The sequence below is a fragment of the Cyclobacterium xiamenense genome (assembly GCF_900109255.1).
GTDB classification, from domain to species: domain Bacteria; phylum Bacteroidota; class Bacteroidia; order Cytophagales; family Cyclobacteriaceae; genus Cyclobacterium; species Cyclobacterium xiamenense.
Window position 1 is genome coordinate 13419 of sequence record NZ_FNZH01000012.1, and the last position, 20230, is coordinate 33648.

Consider the following 20230-nt stretch of genomic DNA (forward strand, 5'->3'; position numbering starts at 1 on the left):
AAAAATGTGCATTTTTGAGTACTACGAAATCGTATAATTAACCGAATTATCATGGCAAACATCTACGAGACTGAAGTCGCCAAGCGCTTCACGATCTATAACAGTCTTTTTTTAGACCTTCCATTTGACCAAATTTACAGAACGGGTACGCTGCTGCCCATCTTGTCGGAAGCGTGTCAAAATGGCTTTCAAAAAAACCAATCGCCTAAAGAAATCATACAGCAATTTTTCGAGGAATTGATGGGGGATAAGCCCGAAAAAGACCGGCACGATCTCCTCTTCAAAATGGTGCAATACATCGAACGGCAGGTGGTTTTGTTTGATTCCATTGAAGATGCCGCCTACGAAAAATTCAATGATATCAAGGGGAAAGGCACCATGACGGCGCTGATTGCCCGTGCCGAAAACGACCATAAAAAGGAGGAGTTGATCGAGAAGCTAAAGAATTTCTCGGTTCGGCTGACCCTTACAGCCCACCCTACCCAGTTTTATCCGGGAAATGTATTGGCGATAATCACGGATTTGGAACAAGCCATTCGCAAAAACGACCTGGGCGACATCGATTTACTGCTGAGGCAATTGGGGAAAACGGCGTTTATCAACAAAGAAAAGCCTTCCCCGTACGAAGAAGCCGTTAGTCTGACATGGTTTCTGGAGTACGTTTTCTATCCCAGCATTTCGGACATCATGATCCGGATCCTGAATCAATTGGGAATCCAACTGCACGATTGGGAAAACCCCAACCTGCTGAAAGTGGGCTTTTGGCCGGGAGGAGATCGTGATGGCAACCCCTATGTTACCCACGACATCACCAAGAAAGTGGCAGATAAGCTGCAAAACAGCATTCTTAAATGCTACTACCGGGACATACGCAAAATCAGACGCCGACTCACTTTTTCCAATGTGGAAACCCATCTGATTACCGCCGAAAGGGGAATTTACAATACACTCTTTGGCGTCAGTGGGGAAGTCTTTCACTCCAAAGACGATCTGCTGGCGGTACTTTATAAAGCCAGAAAGGGTATCATCGAGGATCATGGCGGCCTCTCCCTGGAACTATTGGATGAATTCATCCTAAAAGTCCGGGTGTTCGGGTTTCATTTTGCCAGCATGGATGTACGGCAGGACAGCCGGAAACACGATAGCTTATGGGATGCCATTATCGCTACAAGCGAAGGGGAAGCGGCATTGGCTTCCTACCACGAGAGTGACGAGGAAGGTAAAATAGAAAAAATCCTGGCCACTGATAAGTTGCCAGCCATCGATACCCTGGAAGACTCTTTTCACCGGGAAATGCTGCAAAGCATTGAGTCCATCGCCTATATCCAAAAAGGAAACGGTCCCATGGGATGCCACCGCTACATCATTTCAAACAACCAGTCAGCTCTGCACGTGTTGGAAGTATTCCAACTCAACAAGTTGCTTTTGGCACGAGGAGGGGATTTGTTTTTGGATATTGTTCCGCTGTTTGAAACCATCGACGACTTGGCAGCGGCACCCGGTGTGATGAAATCGCTGTACCACAACCCGGTGTATCGCGATCACCTGACCCACCGGGGGAACAAGCAGACGATCATGTTGGGCTTTTCCGACGGTACCAAAGACGGCGGGTACATCCGGGCCAACTGGTCCATTTTGCGGGCCAAGGAAGAGTTGACCCGAGTGGCCAGGGAAGAAGGGATCGATGTGATCTTCTTTGATGGCAGGGGGGGGCCACCGGCACGAGGTGGTGGGAATACGCATAATTTCTATGCCTCTCTGGGCCCAAATGTGGAAAACAGGGAAATCCAGATTACCATTCAAGGCCAAACGATCAGCGCTAACTACGGAAAGCCGGTAAGTTGTTCCTACAACCTGGAGCAACTGCTGAGTGCCGGGATGGAAAGCCACCTGTATCCCTCCAGTGAAAACAGCCTGACCGAAACCCAGAAGGAATTGATCGAGGAAATGGCTGGAATCAGTTACAATGCCTACAAGGAGCTGAAAAACCATCCCCAATTCGTTCCCTATCTGGAAAAAGTGACGCCGCTCAAATTCTTTGGGATGACGAATATTGGTTCCCGGCCGGTGAAGCGAAGCAAGGGGGGCAGCATGAAGTTTGAAGACCTGCGGGCCATTCCCTTTGTCGGTGCCTGGGCGCAAATGAAGCAGAATATCCCGGGTTTCTTTGGTGTAGGCAAGGCCATCGAAGAGATGGAGAAGCGAGGGAAATTGAAAGAAGTGCAGCAACTGTACAAAGACTCGCTTTTTTTCCGCTCCTTATTGGGCAATTCCATGCAATCGCTGGCAAAAGCCTTTTACCCTGCCACGGCTTACCTCAAGAATGACGAGCAGTTTGGCGGGTTTTGGGAGCTGATGTATGGAGAGTACCAGCTTTCGTACGAAAAGATCCTGCAAGTTGCCGGCATGAACAGCCTGCTGGAGGACAGCCCGCTTAGCAAGGATTCCATAGGAATCCGCGAAAGGATTGTATTGCCCCTGATTACCATACAGCAATATGCAATACAAACAATTCTGGAAAAAGGAAAGGAGGATACGGCCTTGCAAAAGCTTATCCTACGTACCATGTTTGGTATCATCAATGCGGCTCGAAACGCGGCCTGATCGGGTAGCTGTCTTATAAATAAAGCCTCCGGTAGCAGTAGCCTTACCGGGGGCTTTTTTTGTGGCTATGGCGTTTGGTGCTTTATTTATATTCTTTTTTTTGAACCATACAGGGGCATAGGAATCGACGCTTTTCCCGGGTATTTCCGGGCAGGCTGATTTGGTTTCTGCAAAAAAAATGGCGGAAATAAAAGAGATATGGAGCGGGTGATCGGGTTCGAACCGACGGCCTTCAGCTTGGGAAGCTGACGCTCTGCCAACTGAGCTACACCCGCCAATAGACAGACGAAAATAAAACTTTTTTTACATTTTTACTGCAAATATCGAAAACAGCTAAATCTTTTTTTTGTAAAGTGATTGTGAACTATCTTCCGGGCATGTTTGTGGTTACCTGCGCAGTTATTTACAATTCCCGAAACGAAGTTCTTGCGGTACAGCGATCTGAAACGATGCGTATGCCGCTGAAATGGGAATTTCCCGGTGGCAAAGTGGAGCTGGGAGAAACCGAGAAGGAAGCCCTCATACGCGAAATTCGTGAGGAACTGAGGATGACCATTTTTCCAGAAAAGCGAATGCAGCCCGTAAACCATCGCTACGAAACGGGTACCATTTGCCTGGTTCCCTACCTGGCAAGAATCGGCGATGTATCCCCACAATTGACCGAGCACCTTGCGCTTCGCTGGCTGCCCCCCGGGCGCTTGCAGGAGTTGGACTGGGCAGAGGCCGATTTGCCTGTCGTTCAGCAAATACAACAAGGTGGCGCTGGTTTTTTTGATGGAAATACCGTACCTTTTTAGGGTGTAAATACCTACTACCAACACAAGCCCACCATTCATGGATCCCTACACCACCTATCAGGTCCCTTCGGGCGACCGACCCAAATATACCGGCAAGAAGCTGGTGATGCTGGCACCAGGAGCCAGTATGAAAAATATTGATGCGGAAGCGAAGGAAGCCGCGTTGCGCCTGGCACCCTCCAGTGCTTACCGAAAACACGAGGAAGATTACCTCAAAGCCTTTGACGAAGGAGACGGGATCGTTTTTGAGAAATTCGGGGTTGCGGTCATCAACGCGAATAACGATGAGCAAATCAAGTCCCTGGTTTATGCGCACAGTAATTTTCACTACGAAGAGCCGGAACGCTATCTCTACGCCTTGGAAGGCCCGCAAAGTAGAAATTTTGGGCTGGTGCTTTGGCAGCTGATTTGCCGGATTTTTGGAAGAAAAAGCAATCCGCCCGTCACCGGACCCAATCCCGATCCGGTTGAGCCGCTACCCCCGTTGCCTGTTTTTGAAAATAATACCCAAGCCTATTGGGGACTGCATGCCCTTGCTGCCTTGAGTAGTTCGTATACCGGTAAAGGAGTAAAGGTAGCGGTGCTGGACACGGGCATGTACCTGGCCCATCCGGATTTTGCCGGAAGGGAAATCGTCTCCAAATCGTTTATTCAGGGAGAAACCGTCGACGATGCAAACGGACACGGCACCCATTGTGCGGGCATCGCGGTCGGAGGGTTACGGGGAACCAACGGTCCCCGATACGGTGCTGCGTCCGATTCCAGCCTTTACGTGGCCAAGGTGCTGTCCAACGAAGGTATAGGCAGTGATAGCGGAATACTGGCTGGCATGGAGTGGGCGGTAAACGAGGGATGCAAGGTGATCTCCATGTCCCTGGGGGCCTCGGTGGAGGAAGATACCCGGTATTCTGGGATTTACAACGAGCTTGCCGGAAAGGCCATGGACATGGGTACCCTGATTATCGCCGCTGCCGGAAACGACAGTCGTCGCCGACAGGGGCTGATCCGTGCTGTCAATCACCCGGCCAATTGCCCGAACATCCTGGCGGTAGGAGCGCTCGATCGGCGTTCCGAAGTAGCCGACTTTTCCTGCGGCGGACTAAATCCGAACGGCGGACTGGTGGATATTGCCGGTCCGGGGGTGGAGGTTTTTAGCTCCTGGAAGCCTCCCCAGGAGTACGCTATTTTAAGTGGGACCAGTATGGCGACGCCGTTTGTGGCCGGGGTAGCAGCGCAGCTCCTGGAGGCTTTTCCCGATGCCACCGCCCGCGACTTATGGGATAAACTTCTCACGCATGCCAGGCAGGTACCCTTGCCCAGTCGTGATGTGGGGAGTGGTCTGGTACAATCACCGCAGTAACACCCGCAGCGAATAATGAAACGAAACTTTATAGCTTCTGTAGAACGGGGATTCGAGCCGCAAATCGAGCAGATCGCAAAAGACCTGCAGGATAGGGGCTGCACCATTTCGCAGATTCTGAAGCTTGCCGGCATCATCAGCGGCTGCACTTCCGGAGAGGAAAAGGACTTGCAAGAGCTTAAAATCAAAGGGATTCGGCATATCGAAGAAGACCGGCAGGTTAGGGCCCTGGGAGGAGAGGGTGAGTAAGTGCAATGGATTGTTTCTGCGAGGAGTTAGGAGGGAGGCTTGGTTTAATAAGCCGGTTTATCAGGAAAAGTCCCGCCAATCAAAAGACCAAACGTAGTAAGGAACGGAATCCCTTTCAGAACTCCTTCGAATAATGCCTGTCATGGAGAAGCCTCGATAATCCCATCCAAGTTCGTTATTCGAGTTTGGAAATTAGCCTCCGGTTTGTTTATTTTTAGGTTCTCTGGATCCGGTGCATGCGGTACGTTTTTCTAACGAATCAACTGCATCGGTTGAATAAATATAACTTGATTGACCTTTAATGGGTATACACGTATGAATAGGTATACATTATTTGGGTTTGTTTGGCTGTATCTGTCTACTTTTTCTATGGTAGTGGCACAAGGAAAGTCGGACCGACCCAACATTGTGCTGATTTTGGCGGACGACCTGGGATGGAGCGATTTGGGCTGCTATGGGAGCCCGTATTACGAGACCCCAAACATTGATCGTTTCGCAGCAGAGGCCTTGCGGTTTACCGATGCCTATTCATCGGCGCCGGTTTGTGCGCCCACGCGGGCAGCCCTGATGACGGGTAAATCCCCGGGCCAACTACGGCTTACGGCGGTTTTTGACCGAGATTTTGAGAAAATGCCCTTGTTGCCCCCAAATTGGGTCAAGCAGCTTCCAATGGAAGAAGTGACCCTTGCCGAGCGATTCAAAGAAATCGGGTACACGACGGGCATTATGGGCAAATGGCACCTCGGCAAAACAGCGGATTTTTGGCCGGAAAATCAGGGCTTTGACGTGAATGTTGGGGCCTGGGAGTCCGGGAGGCCCGCTTCGTACTTCCCTCCCTACAAAAACCCAAAAATTTCAGACGAAGTACCGGGCGAGTACCTGACGGACCGCATCGCCCGGGAAGCGGTTGGTTTCATAGAGGATAACCGGGATCGCCCCTTTTTTCTATACCTGCCTTTCTATTCTCCCCATTTACCGCTGGAAGCGCCTGAGGAAACGATCGCCCATTTTCGGGGAAAAGAACCGTACAGGAAGCAAAAAAATCCAACCTACGCGGCTATGGTGGCTCGGTTGGACCAGGCCGTGGGGGCAGTTTTAAAAATCTTGGATTCGTTAGACCTTGCAGACAATACCCTGGTGGTTTTTACCTCCGATAATGGCGGGGTTCTTTCCCTTTCTGAAACGCATGTAACGGATAATCATCCGCTGCGCGCAGAGAAATTTTTGCTCTACGAGGGAGGTATTCGCGTACCCTTGATTGTACGATGGCCGGGCATCGTTCCAAAAGGATCAAAAACCTCTCAGTTGGCTGTCAGTCACGATCTGCTACCGACCTTACTTAGCGCAGCAGGCAGTCCGCTCTTCGATGATCAGATCGAGGGAGTGGACCTTCTTCCTGTGTTTAAACGGGGAGAGTTGGCGAAATTTAACCGGGTTCTAACCTGGCACTACCCGCACTACATGCCACGGCAGGAAATGAAGCCTTCGAGTGCCATTCGGGTAGGCGACATGAAACTGATTCATTGGCATGAAAGCCATAAATTGGAGCTTTACGACCTGGGTAACGATATTGGCGAAAGCAAAAATTTGGCCGAAAACATGCCCGGCGTAGCGAAAACCCTTTATTCCTACCTGGATGATTGGCGGATGAGAAGGGGCGTGCAAATGCCCGTCCCCAATCCCGCCTTCGTGGAAAATTAAAGCATACAAAATGAATACCCTCAAATCGCTACTTATTTTTCTGGCTGTACTGGTGTCCTCATCGCCGCTGCATGCGCAAGACCGCACCACCACAGGTAAATTTATCATCGAACCGTCCACGCTTATTTGCCTGGGCTTCGAATGGTATATTTCCGGAGATGCGAATAGGAACGCAAGCGTGGCCGTGCAGTATCGGGAAAAAGGAGCGAACGAATGGAAAAATACCCTACCGCTTCTCCGAATTGGCAATGAAAAAGCAGGAACTCCGGAATGGCAGTACTCCACAGAGAACATGTTTGCCGGTAGTATCCTGGATTTGGCACCGAACACGGCTTACGAATGCAAATTTGTTTTAACGGATCCCGACGGAACGGAAGGAGTGACGGAAATTGTACGAGACGTGCGAACGCGAAAAGAACCTCTACCCTACGAAGAGGGTGACGTCCGGCACGTGTATCCCAAAGATTGGGAAGGCGAACGCATCGAGCCCTCCTACGATGGCCTGTTGCACGCGTATTACGGCTATCCCCGGTTTGCTGACTGGATACTTACGACGGATCCCGTGGTTGCCGGAGATAAAATCATCGTCCACGCCGGAGAATACAAGGCGGACTACAAAAATTACCGGGACTTCCATGGGCTAACTTTTGACGGCACCTACTTTCTTACCCAGGATGGAACGGCACTGCGGCCGATTGTTATCCAGGCGGCCGGGGATGGTGAAGTAGTATTTGACGGCAACGGGAACGGGGTATTGTTTGATGTGACGGCTGCCGACTACCACTATTTTGAGGGCATTTCCTTTCGAAATACCGAAGTAGCGATACGGGCCGGCTTGATGAATGCCTACGGTAGCTCGGGGCTGACGGTAAAGCATTGCTCGTTTCTGGATATCGGCATTGGGATTCAGGGTCAATTCGAAGGGTCTCGGCATTTCTACATCGCAGACAATACGTTTATCGGTCGGGAAGACCGGGATATTGTTTACCATAGCCGGTTGGAAAACGGTAAATCGACTCAGCGAATCAAGTCGTACTATGCGGTGAAAGTTCACGGACAGGGCCACACCGTTTGTTACAATAGCGTGGCCTATTTTTTTGACGGGATTGATATTTGCACGCATGCCAGACCCGAGAAAGACACCGAAATGAAAGCCGTTGCGATCGATTTTTACAACAATGAGCTCTTTCTGTGCAACGATAATTTTATCGAAGCCGATGGGGGCAACCACAACATTCGTGTGTTACGAAATCGCGGGATCAATTCGGGACAACAGGCATTGTCCAACCAGCCCGTATTGGGGGGACCGGTTTATTGGATACGAAACGTGGTCTACAACAGCGGCAATGCGTCCACCTTTAAGTTTTGGGGAATGTTTCCCGCAGGCATGTTGATGTACCACAATACTTCTTCGGGTATTTTTACCCGGGACGATAAGCCGGGGTCCAACGTACATGCAAGGAATAACTTGTTTTTGCCTTCGGACGATGCGGATTTGCCCACGTTGGGGCTGTATACGTATACCGGCTATTCCTCCCTGGATTACAATGGGTACCGGAAGCGGGATCCCTTTATCGGGTATTTTGGGCCCCAGGCGGGCCAGCTGTACGATTTTTCCGAAGGAAATAGCGCCGAACGCTACGAAAGTTTGGAAGCCTTTCGGCAAGCGACCGGTCAAGAACGCCACGGTAGGGAGGTGGATTACGACATTTTCACAAATGCCGAAGCCCCTCGGTTTAACGCATTCAATGCGCAAAACAAAGCCCTGGGCAATGCCTATCCCGTTTATACGGCGGAGGATTTCGACTTCACGCTCAAGGAGGGGGCCTCCGTGATTGATCAGGGCGTGCACCTCCCGGGGATCAACGACGATTATACCGGGGAAGCTCCCGACCTTGGTGCCTACGAGTTTGGCAAAGAAGTACCGCATTACGGGCCGAGAAAATCCCCGGATGCACTGTCGAATACCCTGTCCTACTGGGAAAAGGAGGAAGGGTGGCAATTGCTTTTTGATGGACGATCGACGGCCGGATGGACCGGGTACAACCTTGACTCCATCACGCCTAATTGGTCAGTAGTGGACGGTGAATTGCGTGCCGATGGATCGGTCGGCGATATCGTCTCGGACATTCAGGTCGCTGATTTTGAGTTGCTGTTTGAGTGGAAGATCACAAAGGGAGGAAATAGTGGTGTTTTTTTCCACGTAAACGAAGGAGAGCATTACCAGAAAATCTGGGAAACAGGCATCGAAATGCAGGTCATGGACAACGAACACAATCCCCTTGGCAGGGACCCTGCCAAAGGCGCGGCTTCGCTGTATGCGCTGTATGCACCGAGCAAAGAAGTGGTCACAAAATTTGGCGAGTGGAACGCATCCGCAATTACGGTCGTAGATGGGCAGGTTACCTATTGGCTAAATGGCGAAAAAGTGACGATCTTTGAATTGTGGACAGAAAAATGGTACGCCGATCGTGAAAAAGGGATACACAACAGCCGCCGGAAACCCGATTGGGGCGAGCAAAAAAGTGGGCGCCTGGCACTGCAGGACGAGGGGTTTGAGGTAGCGTTTCGTAGCATCAAATTACGTCGCATGACGGCTGACTAACCTTGAAGAACGACCTCAACTACCAAACCAAACCTTTTTTCTCGTTTCCTGCCTGTTTTCTAATGATATTTTACCTGTTTTTTGATGGATAGGTATAATCACCGCAGAAACAGATGAGGAAAATGTCGAAACGCGCACCATGCAAAGAAATGGGGCCACTACTGCTTGGCTGTAATACCCAAGATCCCAATCCCAAACCGCAGGGCGAGGTTACGCTGTCCTCTCCTACGATCGAACCGGACGGCAGCCTTTCACTCAATGCCACCGCTGGTTTTGAGGCCGCCATTTCTGGACTGGAAAGTAATCCCTCCCTTGTCTATGAATGGTCGCTTGCGGCCGGCAGGGGCACCTTGATTGTGGATAATCAAGAGAAGGGCCGCAGTTGGAGGGTGCCACGTTTGGACCAAAAGGGGAATTCGTGTATTTTTTGGAGCGCATGGCGTATCCCAAACAAACCCTGGACTCCCGAGCAAGGGAATTGGTCCGGGTAGCTATTGATACCGGAGAAAAAGAATTTATCTCGGCCTATCGGGTTTTTTCAAGCGACCCGAAGGTCTCGCCCGATGGTAACTGGATCGCTTTTGAGCATTCCAAGCCAACCCTAGATCCCAAATGGGAGCTGCGCGAACGCCCTGTTTTGGACCGACGATTCTGCGGATTGCATAGCGCATCCCGGGATGGTTTTATGTCTGCGGCTTTCGGAGAATTTGGCCCTCCCCTAACCGTTTACCCGTTTATCGTTTTGAATTGTAAAAATCAGGCAGCATATTTAAGTGGAAAATCCTACCGGTATGAAACAACTTTCTTTTTTTCTTCTGTTTGGGCTGCTTTCTTTGCCCTCTTTTGGTCAAACCTCCTCCAGTCCCCTGCTGATCGATGATACCGATAAAAAGGAGACGATTGTGCAAACCCTGTCGATTGACGAGGTTTGGGCAGGACACCCGGTGGGATTTTGCCTGCTTACTCAGGATGACCGGCAGTACATCGCCTATTACAATGCTAACCGCAACATGGTCGTGGGGCAGCGCAACCTCCGTGATCCGAAATTTGCGCTACACATTCTCCCGGCAACGTCCCGCGAAACACAGGGAGGCACCAGCACCGTGCTTGGCTGGGATAGCCACAATTCGGTCACGCTGGGTATCGACAAGGAAGGCTTTATCCACCTCTCGGGAAACATGCACGTACACCCGCTTACCTATTTTCGCAGCACAACACCCCACGATATTTCCACGCTGCAACAGCACATGGAAATGGTCGGCGAAAATGAAAAACGCTGTACCTACCCGCATTTTATGACTACCCGGGAAAACGAATTACTCTTTCATTACCGGGATGGAGGCAGCGGCAACGGTAATGAAATCTACAACCTATACGACTGCGACACGAAGCAATGGACCCGCTTGCTGGATACCCCGCTGACCGACGGGCAGGGAGCAATGAATGCGTATCAGAGCCAGCCCACCTTGATGAAAGATGGGTGGTACCACGTGTACTGGGTCTGGCGCGACACGCCCGATTGCTCTACCAATCACGACCTCTCGTACATGAAGAGTCCCGATCTGAAAAACTGGTACAATGCTTTCGGAGAACCGATCCGCATGCCGGCCACCCTTGCCAATACCTCGCTTATTGTGGACCCCATTCCCGTCAAAGGAGGGATCATTAATCTGGCGGCACGCATGGTACTCGATGATCGTAACCTTCCCGTTTTTGCCTACCACAAATACGATTCCGACGGCAACTTGCAGTTCTATACCGCTCAGTTGAAGGCGAAGGGCTGGGTGTATACCCGGGTTACCGACTGGGACTACCGATGGGAGTTTTCCGGTAACGGCAGCATCAACAGCGAGGTGCGGATCAAGGGATTTCAGAAACGGGCAGACGGCTTGTATGAGTTGGACTACTGGCACATCCGATACGGTCACGGTACCATCTTGTTGAATGACCGTTTTGAGAACATTGGCGCGGTGAAAAAGGCGCCGCCTTTCGATGAACAAGTAGCGGTGGAAGGCAAGTTTCCAGGCCTGGAGGTGCGTACAGCCGGGGATATCGGGGAGTCGCCGGAAAGTGGCATTCGGTACCTATTGAAATGGGAAACCCTAAACCGGAACCGCGATCGACCCAGGGAGAAACCCTGGCCCGAACCGAGCCGGTTGTATTTGTACAAACTGGCTGCTGACGGGGACTAAGCCCCGTATTGCGAGATGCCCAGCTTGCAGCAGGGCATCCTCATGGTCAGGGGCAGTTTGCTCCCGACGGAAGCAGGTAGTCGAATACGCTGCTGTTTACATTTCGAACGAATCTTCGCTTTTCGACGACGACCAGGGCAAAAAAAAGCCGGGAATGCCGCTGCATTCCCGGTCTCTTGGCTATTCGTACGTCATTCAAATTTCACACTCAATACCGGAATATCCGACTTGAACAACACGGTATCCGTCACTCCTATCTGATAGGAGGCAGAGGACTTTCTGACGTTGGAGGCGATGGCAATGATTCCGGCATTTTGCTCGGACGCATAAGCGACAATGCCTTTTTCGGCCTCTTCGTGGTTGTAGATATGGCGGTGGATGATCAAGTCTTCCTGCCCGGAAGCATAGTTCCGCATCAAGGTTTCGGCTCGTGCACTGTCGGTAAACTTGTCCGGCGTGTTGATGAATAGGAAATAGACCGATGCTCCGATGGTTTTGATCAGCGGCTTCATGCGGGTAAAGGCGGGCCGACTTGCTTCGTTAAACAAGGAGGCAAAAACCATTTTTTTCATGGCCCTTCCATCAAGGACTTTTTTCACAGCGAGTACGGGGCAGTTCGCCTCTCGCATCACTTTTTGGGTGGTGGATCCGATGAATTTACCGGATTCGTAGCCTTTTCCATAGGCACCGATGACGATCAGGTCTGCTTTTTGGCGTTCGGCGAGATCTACCAGTACCTGAGCGGGCATACCCACTTCCACCACCGCCTCGATGGGGGTGTTTTTTACTTTATGGGTGGCAATGAATTCCTTTAGCTTACCTTTTGCCTCCGCTTCAAGGTCCACGATCTCGGTATATTTGGCCTTCTCCGCTTCGGAAAGGTGTTTCCAATCCAGTTCTGAAGTGATGGCATTGACACAAGTAATGGATGCATCTCCCTTGGCGGCAATTTTCGATGCCGTCAGAAAGGCGTTTTCACTATAGGGAGAAAAATCTACGGGAACAATGATTCGTTTCATGACGATGGTATTTTGGTTACAAGCGTTGTTTTCTACCCATGAAACGCGTCTCTAGGCCCCAAAAATGGGAAAACGAAACGCATCTCATCGATTGCTTTTCTAGTGTATTTCAAAATAAACAAAATGCTTTTTAAAAAAACATGACCGATGTCATCTGAAAAGCTGATAGTTTCCGTTGATGTTCTTTTTTTTAATGGAGTTTTTTTACAGTTTGCCGACAAGGATATTTTTGAACCGTATACTCATCTCGTTATTGGGGTGGAGTTGCAATCCGATGGGTCCTTTTTCGGGCATGTTTTCTGAAGTATAGGTCATTACTTCCTGCCCGTTAAGCCATACCGTGTAGGTTTGATCCACTAGTCTCACTTTCATGGTATTCCAGTCATCCAGTTTGAGGAGCTTGGCTACTCCCTGGGCTTCCACCGGATAGGATTTTCCAGGTATGTACGGCGAACCCGTCATGTCCCGCTTTAGGGAGCCGGAAATCCCGATTTGAATCTGATCCTTTTCCGAGCGAAGAAAAATGCCGGAATCGACCACTCCCTTTCCCATTAGGAAGTCTGCTTGAACCACAAAATCCCCGTATTCCTTTTTTGTCCACAGGGTGGAGCCGGTTTTGGTAGGATCGTTTTCCACATAGATGGTTCCCTCATCCACAGTCCACCAAATATTGTCTTCGGGTTGTACGGTCCAACCTTTCAGATTCTTACCGTTAAAGATGGACTTCATGGGAACATCCTGCGCTGCTGCCAGGTGAACAAGAAAGAGGGCCGTTAGGGCCGTGCATAATGTGATTTTGAATCTCATGATAGATTGGGTTTTATGTGTTGTTTGTATGAATATCCGTTAATAAAAGAGGCATAGCGGTTGCGCACATTTCTCCCTTGCAGCGAATACCGGAATTACTTTCCGTTGCTGGGCAATAACCTTGCCTTTTTGATCAATCAATGGAAATCTGATCGTGGTTCAGTCGATAGCCCAGGCGTTCGAATTTTCCCACATTTTCCTGAATGATACAATCTAGGGTGATGTTCAGATAAGCACCAAATTCCGGAGGCATGACATTTGGGTGCGATTTTCGTCGTTCCTTTATGGATGCTTTTTGCTCGGCTGTCAGCCCGTCTCGTTTGATGGTGCCGATAAAGTGAAAAAATTCCTCCTCAGACATTTTTTCGACGAAAGGTTGCATCCACAAAAGCACGCATCCATACAGCGGTAGTTTCATCATCGTGAAACCTGGACCGTATTTCAATTCATTCAAATCCATAGGTAACGTTTTCTTTGGGGTTATACGTTAAGTAATCTGTTTATTCACCAGTAAGTAATCGTTTTTCAATGGCAAAAGCCCGGGCCGGGTTTTTTACCAGTAACAGATCAATTTCTTCTTCCGAAAATCCGTTTTGCAGCAGCAGGGGTACGAACTGCGTGCCGATGGTGGAGAAATCCCGAAACTCTCCTCCGTCCGGTTCACCGGGTCGGTACCAGCCTGCGTCGTGGGAAATTAGCACTTGCTGGAGCCAACCTTCCTCTTTTAAATAAACCAATCTTTTCAGGTAGTCTTCCAGGTTGGAGGGCTGTATCCCATCCAGGCTAATCCAAGCGCCCTCCTGTGCAAGAAGGGAATAGTTTTCCAGTAGGGGTTCGTTCTGTGCATGCACCCAGATAAAGGCGGTGGGGTGCACTCCGCTCGCTTTCAATAGGTCCACCTGCTGTTTTGCGGGTAAAAATGGACCGGTATGGGAAGCGATGGTCAAGCCCGTTCGTTTGTGGGTTATTCCAGCAGCGGCAATCAGTTTTCGATGCAAGTCCGACAGGGGGCCACTGTTCACACCAATTTTGATAAATCCGGGTTTGATACCCGTTTCCCCGATCCCGTTCTCCCATTCGTCGGTCCAGATGGCGGCCAGCGTCTCGGCGGTGGAGGAAAAGGCATGGGCCGGCAAAAACTTGTTGTCTACTGCACCGTAGTACCCAGTATTGGTCAGTATATGCACCCCCGTCCGTTTCGAAAGTTCGCGGAGCAATTCGGGATCTCTTCCCAGGTAAGCCGGGGTGCAAGAAACCAGGGTTCGAATAGCCATTTCCGGCAATGCTTCCACATAGGGAAGAACTTGTTGTACTACTTCTTTTCGGTCCCAGCGGGAATCGGTGATTTCGGCCGCACCAATAAAGTCTACCAGCAAATGCTCGTGAATCAGACTTCGGCCCATTTGTTCGGCAGGCAGTGGGCCCCGTACCGTCATGATTTCCGGTACCTGTCCGTAACCGGGTAGCAGTCCGCTGGATAGTACCGTCAGGAACAAAAGACAGCGAAAGCTTTTCATCGTCATTTAGGCGTTTAATTTCAAATGGGCTGCCACGGCCGCTCCGATGATTCCCGCTTCGTTTTTATTTTCGGCGGCGATGACCGGAACCTCCACCGTGATTTCATTCTCGAATTTGTCCAGCTTTTTGCTGGCTCCACCACCCAAAATAAACAGGTCCGGAGAAATGATTCGAACGGTATGTTTTAAGAATTTATTGAAGCGTTTCCCCCAGGTTTTGTAGCTGAGGTTCTCTTTCTTTCGCGCGGAATCGGCGGCAAAAAACTCGATGATTTCTCCGTTTTTGTAATAGATGCGGCCCAGCTCGAAGTTAGGAATCAGTTGTCCGTTGTAAAAAACCCCCGTACCCAGTCCCGTACCGATGGTGACGGTAACGACCAACCCCATCTGTCCTCTGCCTGCACCGAATGTCATTTCGGCAAGGCCCGCCGCGTCGGCATCGTTTATCACGACTACTGGAAGACCGGTTTTTTCGGCAAGCAACTGATCGACCTGAACCCCTACCCAGCTTTTATGGATGTTGCTTTTGGTCATGCATCGCCCGTTGGCTACCACCGTGGGGAACCCACAGCCGATGGGACCTTCCCATGCAAAATGATTGACCAGTGTTTGGACGGCTTCCGCGACGCTTTCTGGTTTGGTAGGTCTGGGAGTAGGGACCCTGAACCGCTCTGCTGTCAACTCCCCTGTTTCGATATTTACCGGGGCTGCCTTGATTCCGGATCCTCCTATATCCAATCCTAATACTTCCATTCAAATACCTTTACTTTCCAACAAAAATTTATTTCGGCAAATCAAGTTAGCAAAAATTAGCCTGAATACGTTCTTCGCCGTAGCGAAAATACGAAAACAAACCGAATCATTCCATAAAACTAAAATTCTTCCTAGCTTTATTCCCGCATAGCATGCGTAAGCGATTGTATACCTTAACAAACCTTTTTTCATGGAAGTAACCCAACACAGAAGATCCTTTATTAAAAAGCTAGGCATGCTTGGTCTGGCCACTGCCACCGGTGCCCATTGGCTTCAGGCGGCTCCCGCACAAAAACAGATTGGACTGCAACTGTATTCCTTACGAGCGGATATCGACGGCAACGTTTCCGGAATTTTGCAGCAAGTGGCCGCTATAGGCTTTACCCATCTGGAAGCGGCAAACTATTCGGAGGGCACCATTTACGGGTACGCGCCGGAAGAAATCAGGAAAATGATTGCCGACCTCGGTATGTCCATGCAAAGCGCCCATGTGGGCGGTCCCAGGGATTTCTCGGGAGCAAAACATGGAGAAGCCTTGGATTGGTGGAAAGCGGCGGCCGCAGCGCACGCAGCAGTCGGAGCAAGTTTTCTGATCAAGCCCTCTATGCCCAAACCTGACAGCTTGCAGGAGTTGGAAAAATGGTGCAATTATTACAACGAAATCGGTGCGATTGCCAATGCAAACGACTTGCAATTTGGGTTTCACAACCATTCCAGGGAGTTTGATGAAATAGAGGGTCAGGTGATGTATGACTTCATGCTAGAAAATACCGATCCGGATCTTTTTTGCATGGAACTCGACGTGTATTGGGCAACCAAGGCAGGCAAGGACCCGGTCGCCTACCTGAAAAAATACGCGGGTAGGTTTCCCCTTTTGCACATCAAAGACGAAGAGGAAATTGGTCAAAGTGGCACCATGAATTTTGGGCCAATTTTTGACGCAGCCTATGCACAAGGGATGAAAGGCTACTATGTGGAGGTAGAGCGCTACAATCACGCTCCGATCAAAAGCGTGGAGATGAGTTACGACTACCTAAACGAAGCCGCTTACGTGCGCTGATGAAAAAAAAGGAAACCGGCGAAGTTTTTCGCCGGTTTTTTGAGTCAGTCTTTGATTTCTTCCCGCCCGTCCGCATGGATGGCAAATCGCCCCCGCTCCCGGGGATGGGTGTGTTCGTGGCTCGACCAGGGCCAGCCCCCAAACTGGGTGCGCTGAAACTCGTGCACAGCATCTTGTATCTCCTGATTGCTATTCATGACAAAAGGCCCGTGCTGAACCACTTTTTCCCGTATGGGTTTTCCCTGCAGGTAAAGGAAATAACCCGGTTGTGCACCGGTTCTTACCGTTACGGACGCCTGTTCTCCAAAATCAACCGAGTGCTTCTCGGAAATGGGCATCCCGGCAATTTCGATGCGCTCTCCCGCGTAGAAAAACAAACTTCTATCGGTGCCTTCCCCGACTGCAGGCAGCGTAAACGTTGCTCCGGCTTCGGCGTTGATCAGCCATATGGCCACCTCGTTTTCGGGATCGGCTGCGTAGGAATCGGGGGCTGCTGCCAGTGCCTGCTGCTCAGCCAGTTTTCCGGCGATCAACTTGAACTGTGTTTGCTTTCCCAGTTCGTCTCTGACGACGGCCACCGGAATCTCTTCTTTCCACATCATCTTGAAATGCGCCGGTACTTGCTTTTTCGCCTGCGGCAGGTTGAGCCAGATTTGAAAGAGGTGCAGTTCGTTTTTCTTTTTTTCGTCGAGTAGGGGGAACATCTCCGAATGCATGACGCCTCTACCGGCGGTCATCCATTGCACGTCCCCATTGCCAAACCTGCCAGCGGCACCCAGCGAATCGGAGTGGTCAACCAATCCTTTTTCCACAATGGTGACGGTTTCAAAGCCTTTGTGTGGGTGTGCGGGAAAACCAGGGACCTTGCTTCCATGGTACATGCTCCATCCGTCTTTGCCGGAAAAGTCCTGTCCGATTTTCCTGCTACTCAGACCGGATACGGGGGATAAGTCGGGCTTTCCTTCGGGATAGGCGTCCTGATGGTGGGCACAGAATAAAAAGGGATCCTGCGTTTGCCAGTGAAACCCCAGCGCATGAATTGCTTTTAATGTTGCAGTCATAGTCGGATTAATTTACATGTATATACATGTAAAAAGGATAAACGCTGCGTAAAAGTTCCCGGAAAGAAATGGCAGGATTAATCCACTCCTCTGAGTGGATTGATATACCGTCTGAAGACCAGTTGCCCGGATACGGGATAATCATTAAATTGGTTAAAGCCTACGTTACCATCCAGTTCATCCGAGAACGTAAGAAAAAGAGACCCTTCCAAAGCGATATCGGTATATAAGTTAAGCTTGTAGCTGAGGCCGCCGCGCACCGGTACGTACCCAACGATCCGGCTGTGGTTGCTGCTAGAGGTTTCATTGCCTTCGATTCGGGTTTCCTCGTTTAAGTTGAGCAGCAAGCCCAGGCCTGCACCCAGGTACGCATTAAGCCGTTTTCGTTGGGTGTGGTTTTCGGAGCTGAAGAGTTGCAGGGTAGGCATCAGGTCTAAAAAGATCAGGTTGTTTTTGCTTTCAATTGCCTGTCCGTTTGCCTCCCAGCTAGCGATGGTTTGCGGGGTGAAGTAGTCCCGATCCTGACTTTGTGTACGTTGGTAGCCCAGGTAACCTCGCAGGTCGAGGTGTGGATGGAGTTTTCTACCGTAGGCAACCGAAGCAGCAGGGCCTATCTTGACATCCAGGCCCCGAAACCTACCCGAATTGTCTGAATACATGGCGCCGAGCCCCAATCCTGCCTGTACGTATTGGTTTCTGGATATTTTCTCTTTGTAAAAGTTTTGACCGGATACCCTCAGGGGAAGCAGCGGGGCGGCAAGTAGAAGCAGCGAAATTACGGAGAGTAGTTTTTTCATGTTAGGCCTACGCGGTTTGGTTCATCTAGTAACGGTTAAAAGTATCATTTCTTGCGGAGAAGTTGAATCTTAGCTACAAAAAATTCATGGAAATAGATAGGAAATTTCAACAGATAAGAAATATTACCTATTTTAGGTGCAACTAAACTTTGGAATAGGTATGCAAGCAAGCGCATTTTAGTTTTCCTTTGGTTGTTGCCCGTAGTATTTTTGTTTGGCCCATTCGGTCAGTTTTGTATGTATTTTGACTAACGCATTGTTTTTATGAAAGGAATTATTTTAGCCGGGGGTTCAGGCACCCGCCTCTATCCCCTGACGATTGCAGTGAGCAAACAGCTCATGCCCGTTTACGACAAACCCATGATTTATTACCCGCTCTCAGTCTTGATGATGGCGGGTATCCGGGAAATTTTAATCATCACCACGCCCGAAGACCACGAGGCATTCCGTAAATTGCTGGGAGACGGGAGTCAGGTGGGCTGTGATTTCCAGTTTGCGATTCAACCAAAACCCGAGGGCCTGGCTCAGGCCTTTATCATCGGAGAAAAATTTATCGGCGAGGATAAGGTAGCGCTGATTTTGGGAGACAACATTTTCTACGGTACTGGTCTGTACAGTACGCTTAAAAACCATACCGACCCGGACGGAGGGGTGGTATTTGCCTACCACGTAAACGATCCGCAGCGCTACGGGGTGGTGGAATTTGACAGTCAGTACAAGGTGCTGAGCATTGAGGAGAAGCCCACAGCGCCGAAGTCTAACTTTGCGGTTCCCGGATTGTATTTCTACGACAACGAGGTGGTGGAAATTGCAAGAAATATTCAACCAAGCAGCAGGGGAGAGCTGGAAATAACCGATATCAATAATGTGTACCTGAAAAAAGGAAAACTCAAGGTAGGGATCCTGAACAGGGGTACGGCATGGCTGGATACCGGTACCCACCAATCCCTATTGCAGGCGGCACAATTCGTTGAAGTCATTGAGGAACGGCAGGGATTGAAAATCGGCTGCATCGAAGAAATCGCCTTCCGAAACGGGTTTATCAACCAGGAAGAACTGATAAAGTCCGCGGAAAAATTGGGAAAAAGTGGCTACGGCGAATACCTCAAAAAACTGGTAAGTCAAAATTTGAATTTTTAAACGCATCGTTTTTTAGCCATTCCGGAAGAAACACATCCTTTCTAATTTTCTAAATGCATTAAACATGCTTTGAAAAGCAAAAAAAATGATAAAAAACGTTTTTCCCTTGCGGGGTATGTTTTTTTGTCTTATGTTTGCAATAGGTAATATGTTTTTTGAATCATAATAAATGTAGTTCGATGGTGGATATTGTTTTGGTTGATGACGACATGGTGAGTACGTTTGTTACGGAAAAGTTTATTCGTAAAAGCATGCACGGTCCCTATCGGATCCACACCTTTGATTCGGCTGCGGAAGCACTGCAACGGGTTCAGGAAATCCGACCCCGTTACCTTTTTTTGGATCTGGTCATGCCTCACATGAATGGCTGGGATTTTTTGGAGCAGTTTACTCCGGAAGATAAAGAATCTGAGGTATACATATTAAGTGGGTCCCTGGATGAGCGAGACCTTGAAAAAGCGAGTAGCAATCGTAAAGTGAAAAAATTTCTTTCCAAGCTATCGGTGCCGGAAAGCATTCCGGAAATATTTCGGAACTAACGTCTTTTTGTAGGGTTTAAGATTAATTT

Annotated in this window: 18 protein-coding genes and 1 tRNA gene; 11 read left to right on the forward strand and 8 right to left on the reverse strand. The window is 49.7% G+C overall.

What is annotated here, in order from left to right; translation table 11 throughout:
* Positions 1 to 51 precede the first annotated feature (51 nt).
* A complete protein-coding gene (locus tag BMW71_RS21730) occupies positions 52 to 2604 on the forward strand; it encodes a phosphoenolpyruvate carboxylase (protein WP_092178644.1) in 2553 nt (850 codons plus the stop codon).
* A gap of 199 nt (positions 2605 to 2803) precedes the next feature.
* Here BMW71_RS21730 and BMW71_RS21735 read toward each other — a convergent pair.
* Positions 2804 to 2879, reverse strand: a tRNA-Gly gene (locus BMW71_RS21735).
* A 78-nt stretch (positions 2880 to 2957) separates the two neighbouring features.
* Between BMW71_RS21735 and BMW71_RS21740 the strand changes: the two genes are divergently transcribed.
* The 7 genes from BMW71_RS21740 (at position 2958) to BMW71_RS21770 (ending at position 11508) form a co-directional block, all read left to right on the forward strand.
* Positions 2958 to 3401, forward strand: coding sequence for a (deoxy)nucleoside triphosphate pyrophosphohydrolase (locus BMW71_RS21740; RefSeq protein WP_143057726.1), 444 nt, complete (start codon positions 2958 to 2960; stop codon positions 3399 to 3401).
* Positions 3402 to 3438: 37 nt separating this feature from the next.
* Positions 3439 to 4761 (forward strand): S8 family serine peptidase, encoded by a 1323-nt coding sequence (locus BMW71_RS21745; RefSeq protein WP_092178646.1) that lies wholly within the window; start codon positions 3439 to 3441, stop codon positions 4759 to 4761.
* Between the two features lie 15 nt (positions 4762 to 4776).
* Positions 4777 to 5010: a hypothetical protein gene (locus BMW71_RS21750; RefSeq protein ID WP_092178647.1), complete on the forward strand. Its 234-nt coding sequence runs from the start codon at positions 4777 to 4779 to the stop codon at positions 5008 to 5010.
* 315 nt (positions 5011 to 5325) lie between these two features.
* Positions 5326 to 6711 (forward strand): sulfatase, encoded by a 1386-nt coding sequence (locus BMW71_RS21755; protein ID WP_092178648.1) that lies wholly within the window; start codon positions 5326 to 5328, stop codon positions 6709 to 6711.
* A 10-nt stretch (positions 6712 to 6721) separates the two neighbouring features.
* Positions 6722 to 9316, forward strand: a complete 2595-nt coding sequence (locus BMW71_RS21760; RefSeq protein WP_092178649.1) for a 3-keto-disaccharide hydrolase — start codon at positions 6722 to 6724, stop codon at positions 9314 to 9316.
* Between the two features lie 122 nt (positions 9317 to 9438).
* Complete coding sequence (locus BMW71_RS21765) at positions 9439 to 9807, forward strand: hypothetical protein (protein WP_143057727.1); 369 nt, start codon at positions 9439 to 9441, stop codon at positions 9805 to 9807.
* A gap of 300 nt (positions 9808 to 10107) precedes the next feature.
* On the forward strand, positions 10108 to 11508 hold the full coding sequence (locus BMW71_RS21770) for a BNR repeat-containing protein (RefSeq protein WP_092178712.1): 1401 nt from the start codon (positions 10108 to 10110) through the stop codon (positions 11506 to 11508).
* Positions 11509 to 11699: 191 nt separating this feature from the next.
* On the opposite strand, the gene BMW71_RS21775 is transcribed toward BMW71_RS21770, so the two are convergent.
* The 5 genes from BMW71_RS21775 to ppgK all read right to left on the reverse strand — a co-directional run bounded on the left by BMW71_RS21775 (position 11700) and on the right by ppgK (position 15604).
* Positions 11700 to 12527, reverse strand: coding sequence for a universal stress protein (locus BMW71_RS21775; RefSeq protein ID WP_092178651.1), 828 nt, complete (start codon positions 12525 to 12527; stop codon positions 11700 to 11702).
* 204 nt (positions 12528 to 12731) lie between these two features.
* Entirely contained in the window at positions 12732 to 13334 is a 603-nt protein-coding gene (locus tag BMW71_RS21780; RefSeq protein ID WP_092178652.1) for a 3-keto-disaccharide hydrolase, read from the reverse strand.
* Positions 13335 to 13467: 133 nt separating this feature from the next.
* On the reverse strand, positions 13468 to 13794 hold the full coding sequence (locus tag BMW71_RS21785; protein ID WP_092178653.1) for a hypothetical protein: 327 nt from the start codon (positions 13792 to 13794) through the stop codon (positions 13468 to 13470).
* Positions 13795 to 13834: 40 nt separating this feature from the next.
* Positions 13835 to 14851 carry a phosphotriesterase family protein gene (locus BMW71_RS21790; RefSeq protein ID WP_244891271.1) on the reverse strand — a complete coding sequence of 339 codons (1017 nt, stop codon included), beginning with the start codon at positions 14849 to 14851 and terminating at the stop codon, positions 13835 to 13837.
* A gap of 6 nt (positions 14852 to 14857) precedes the next feature.
* Complete coding sequence (gene ppgK, locus BMW71_RS21795) at positions 14858 to 15604, reverse strand: polyphosphate--glucose phosphotransferase (protein ID WP_092178655.1); 747 nt, start codon at positions 15602 to 15604, stop codon at positions 14858 to 14860.
* Between the two features lie 190 nt (positions 15605 to 15794).
* Here ppgK and BMW71_RS21805 point away from each other — a divergent pair, with 190 nt between their 5' ends.
* Positions 15795 to 16664: a sugar phosphate isomerase/epimerase family protein gene (locus BMW71_RS21805; RefSeq protein ID WP_244891272.1), complete on the forward strand. Its 870-nt coding sequence runs from the start codon at positions 15795 to 15797 to the stop codon at positions 16662 to 16664.
* A gap of 44 nt (positions 16665 to 16708) precedes the next feature.
* Here BMW71_RS21805 and BMW71_RS21810 read toward each other — a convergent pair whose 3' ends face one another.
* Complete coding sequence (locus BMW71_RS21810) at positions 16709 to 17725, reverse strand: pirin family protein (protein ID WP_092178657.1); 1017 nt, start codon at positions 17723 to 17725, stop codon at positions 16709 to 16711.
* Positions 17726 to 17802: 77 nt separating this feature from the next.
* Positions 17803 to 18522 (reverse strand): hypothetical protein, encoded by a 720-nt coding sequence (locus tag BMW71_RS21815; protein WP_092178658.1) that lies wholly within the window; start codon positions 18520 to 18522, stop codon positions 17803 to 17805.
* A gap of 264 nt (positions 18523 to 18786) precedes the next feature.
* Here BMW71_RS21815 and rfbA point away from each other — a divergent pair, with 264 nt between their 5' ends.
* Both rfbA and BMW71_RS21825 read left to right on the forward strand, forming a co-directional pair.
* Positions 18787 to 19662 (forward strand): glucose-1-phosphate thymidylyltransferase RfbA, encoded by an 876-nt coding sequence (gene rfbA, locus BMW71_RS21820; RefSeq protein ID WP_092178659.1) that lies wholly within the window; start codon positions 18787 to 18789, stop codon positions 19660 to 19662.
* A 179-nt stretch (positions 19663 to 19841) separates the two neighbouring features.
* A complete protein-coding gene (locus BMW71_RS21825; RefSeq protein ID WP_092178660.1) occupies positions 19842 to 20201 on the forward strand; it encodes a response regulator in 360 nt (119 codons plus the stop codon).
* The last annotated feature ends 29 nt before the right edge of the window (positions 20202 to 20230 follow it).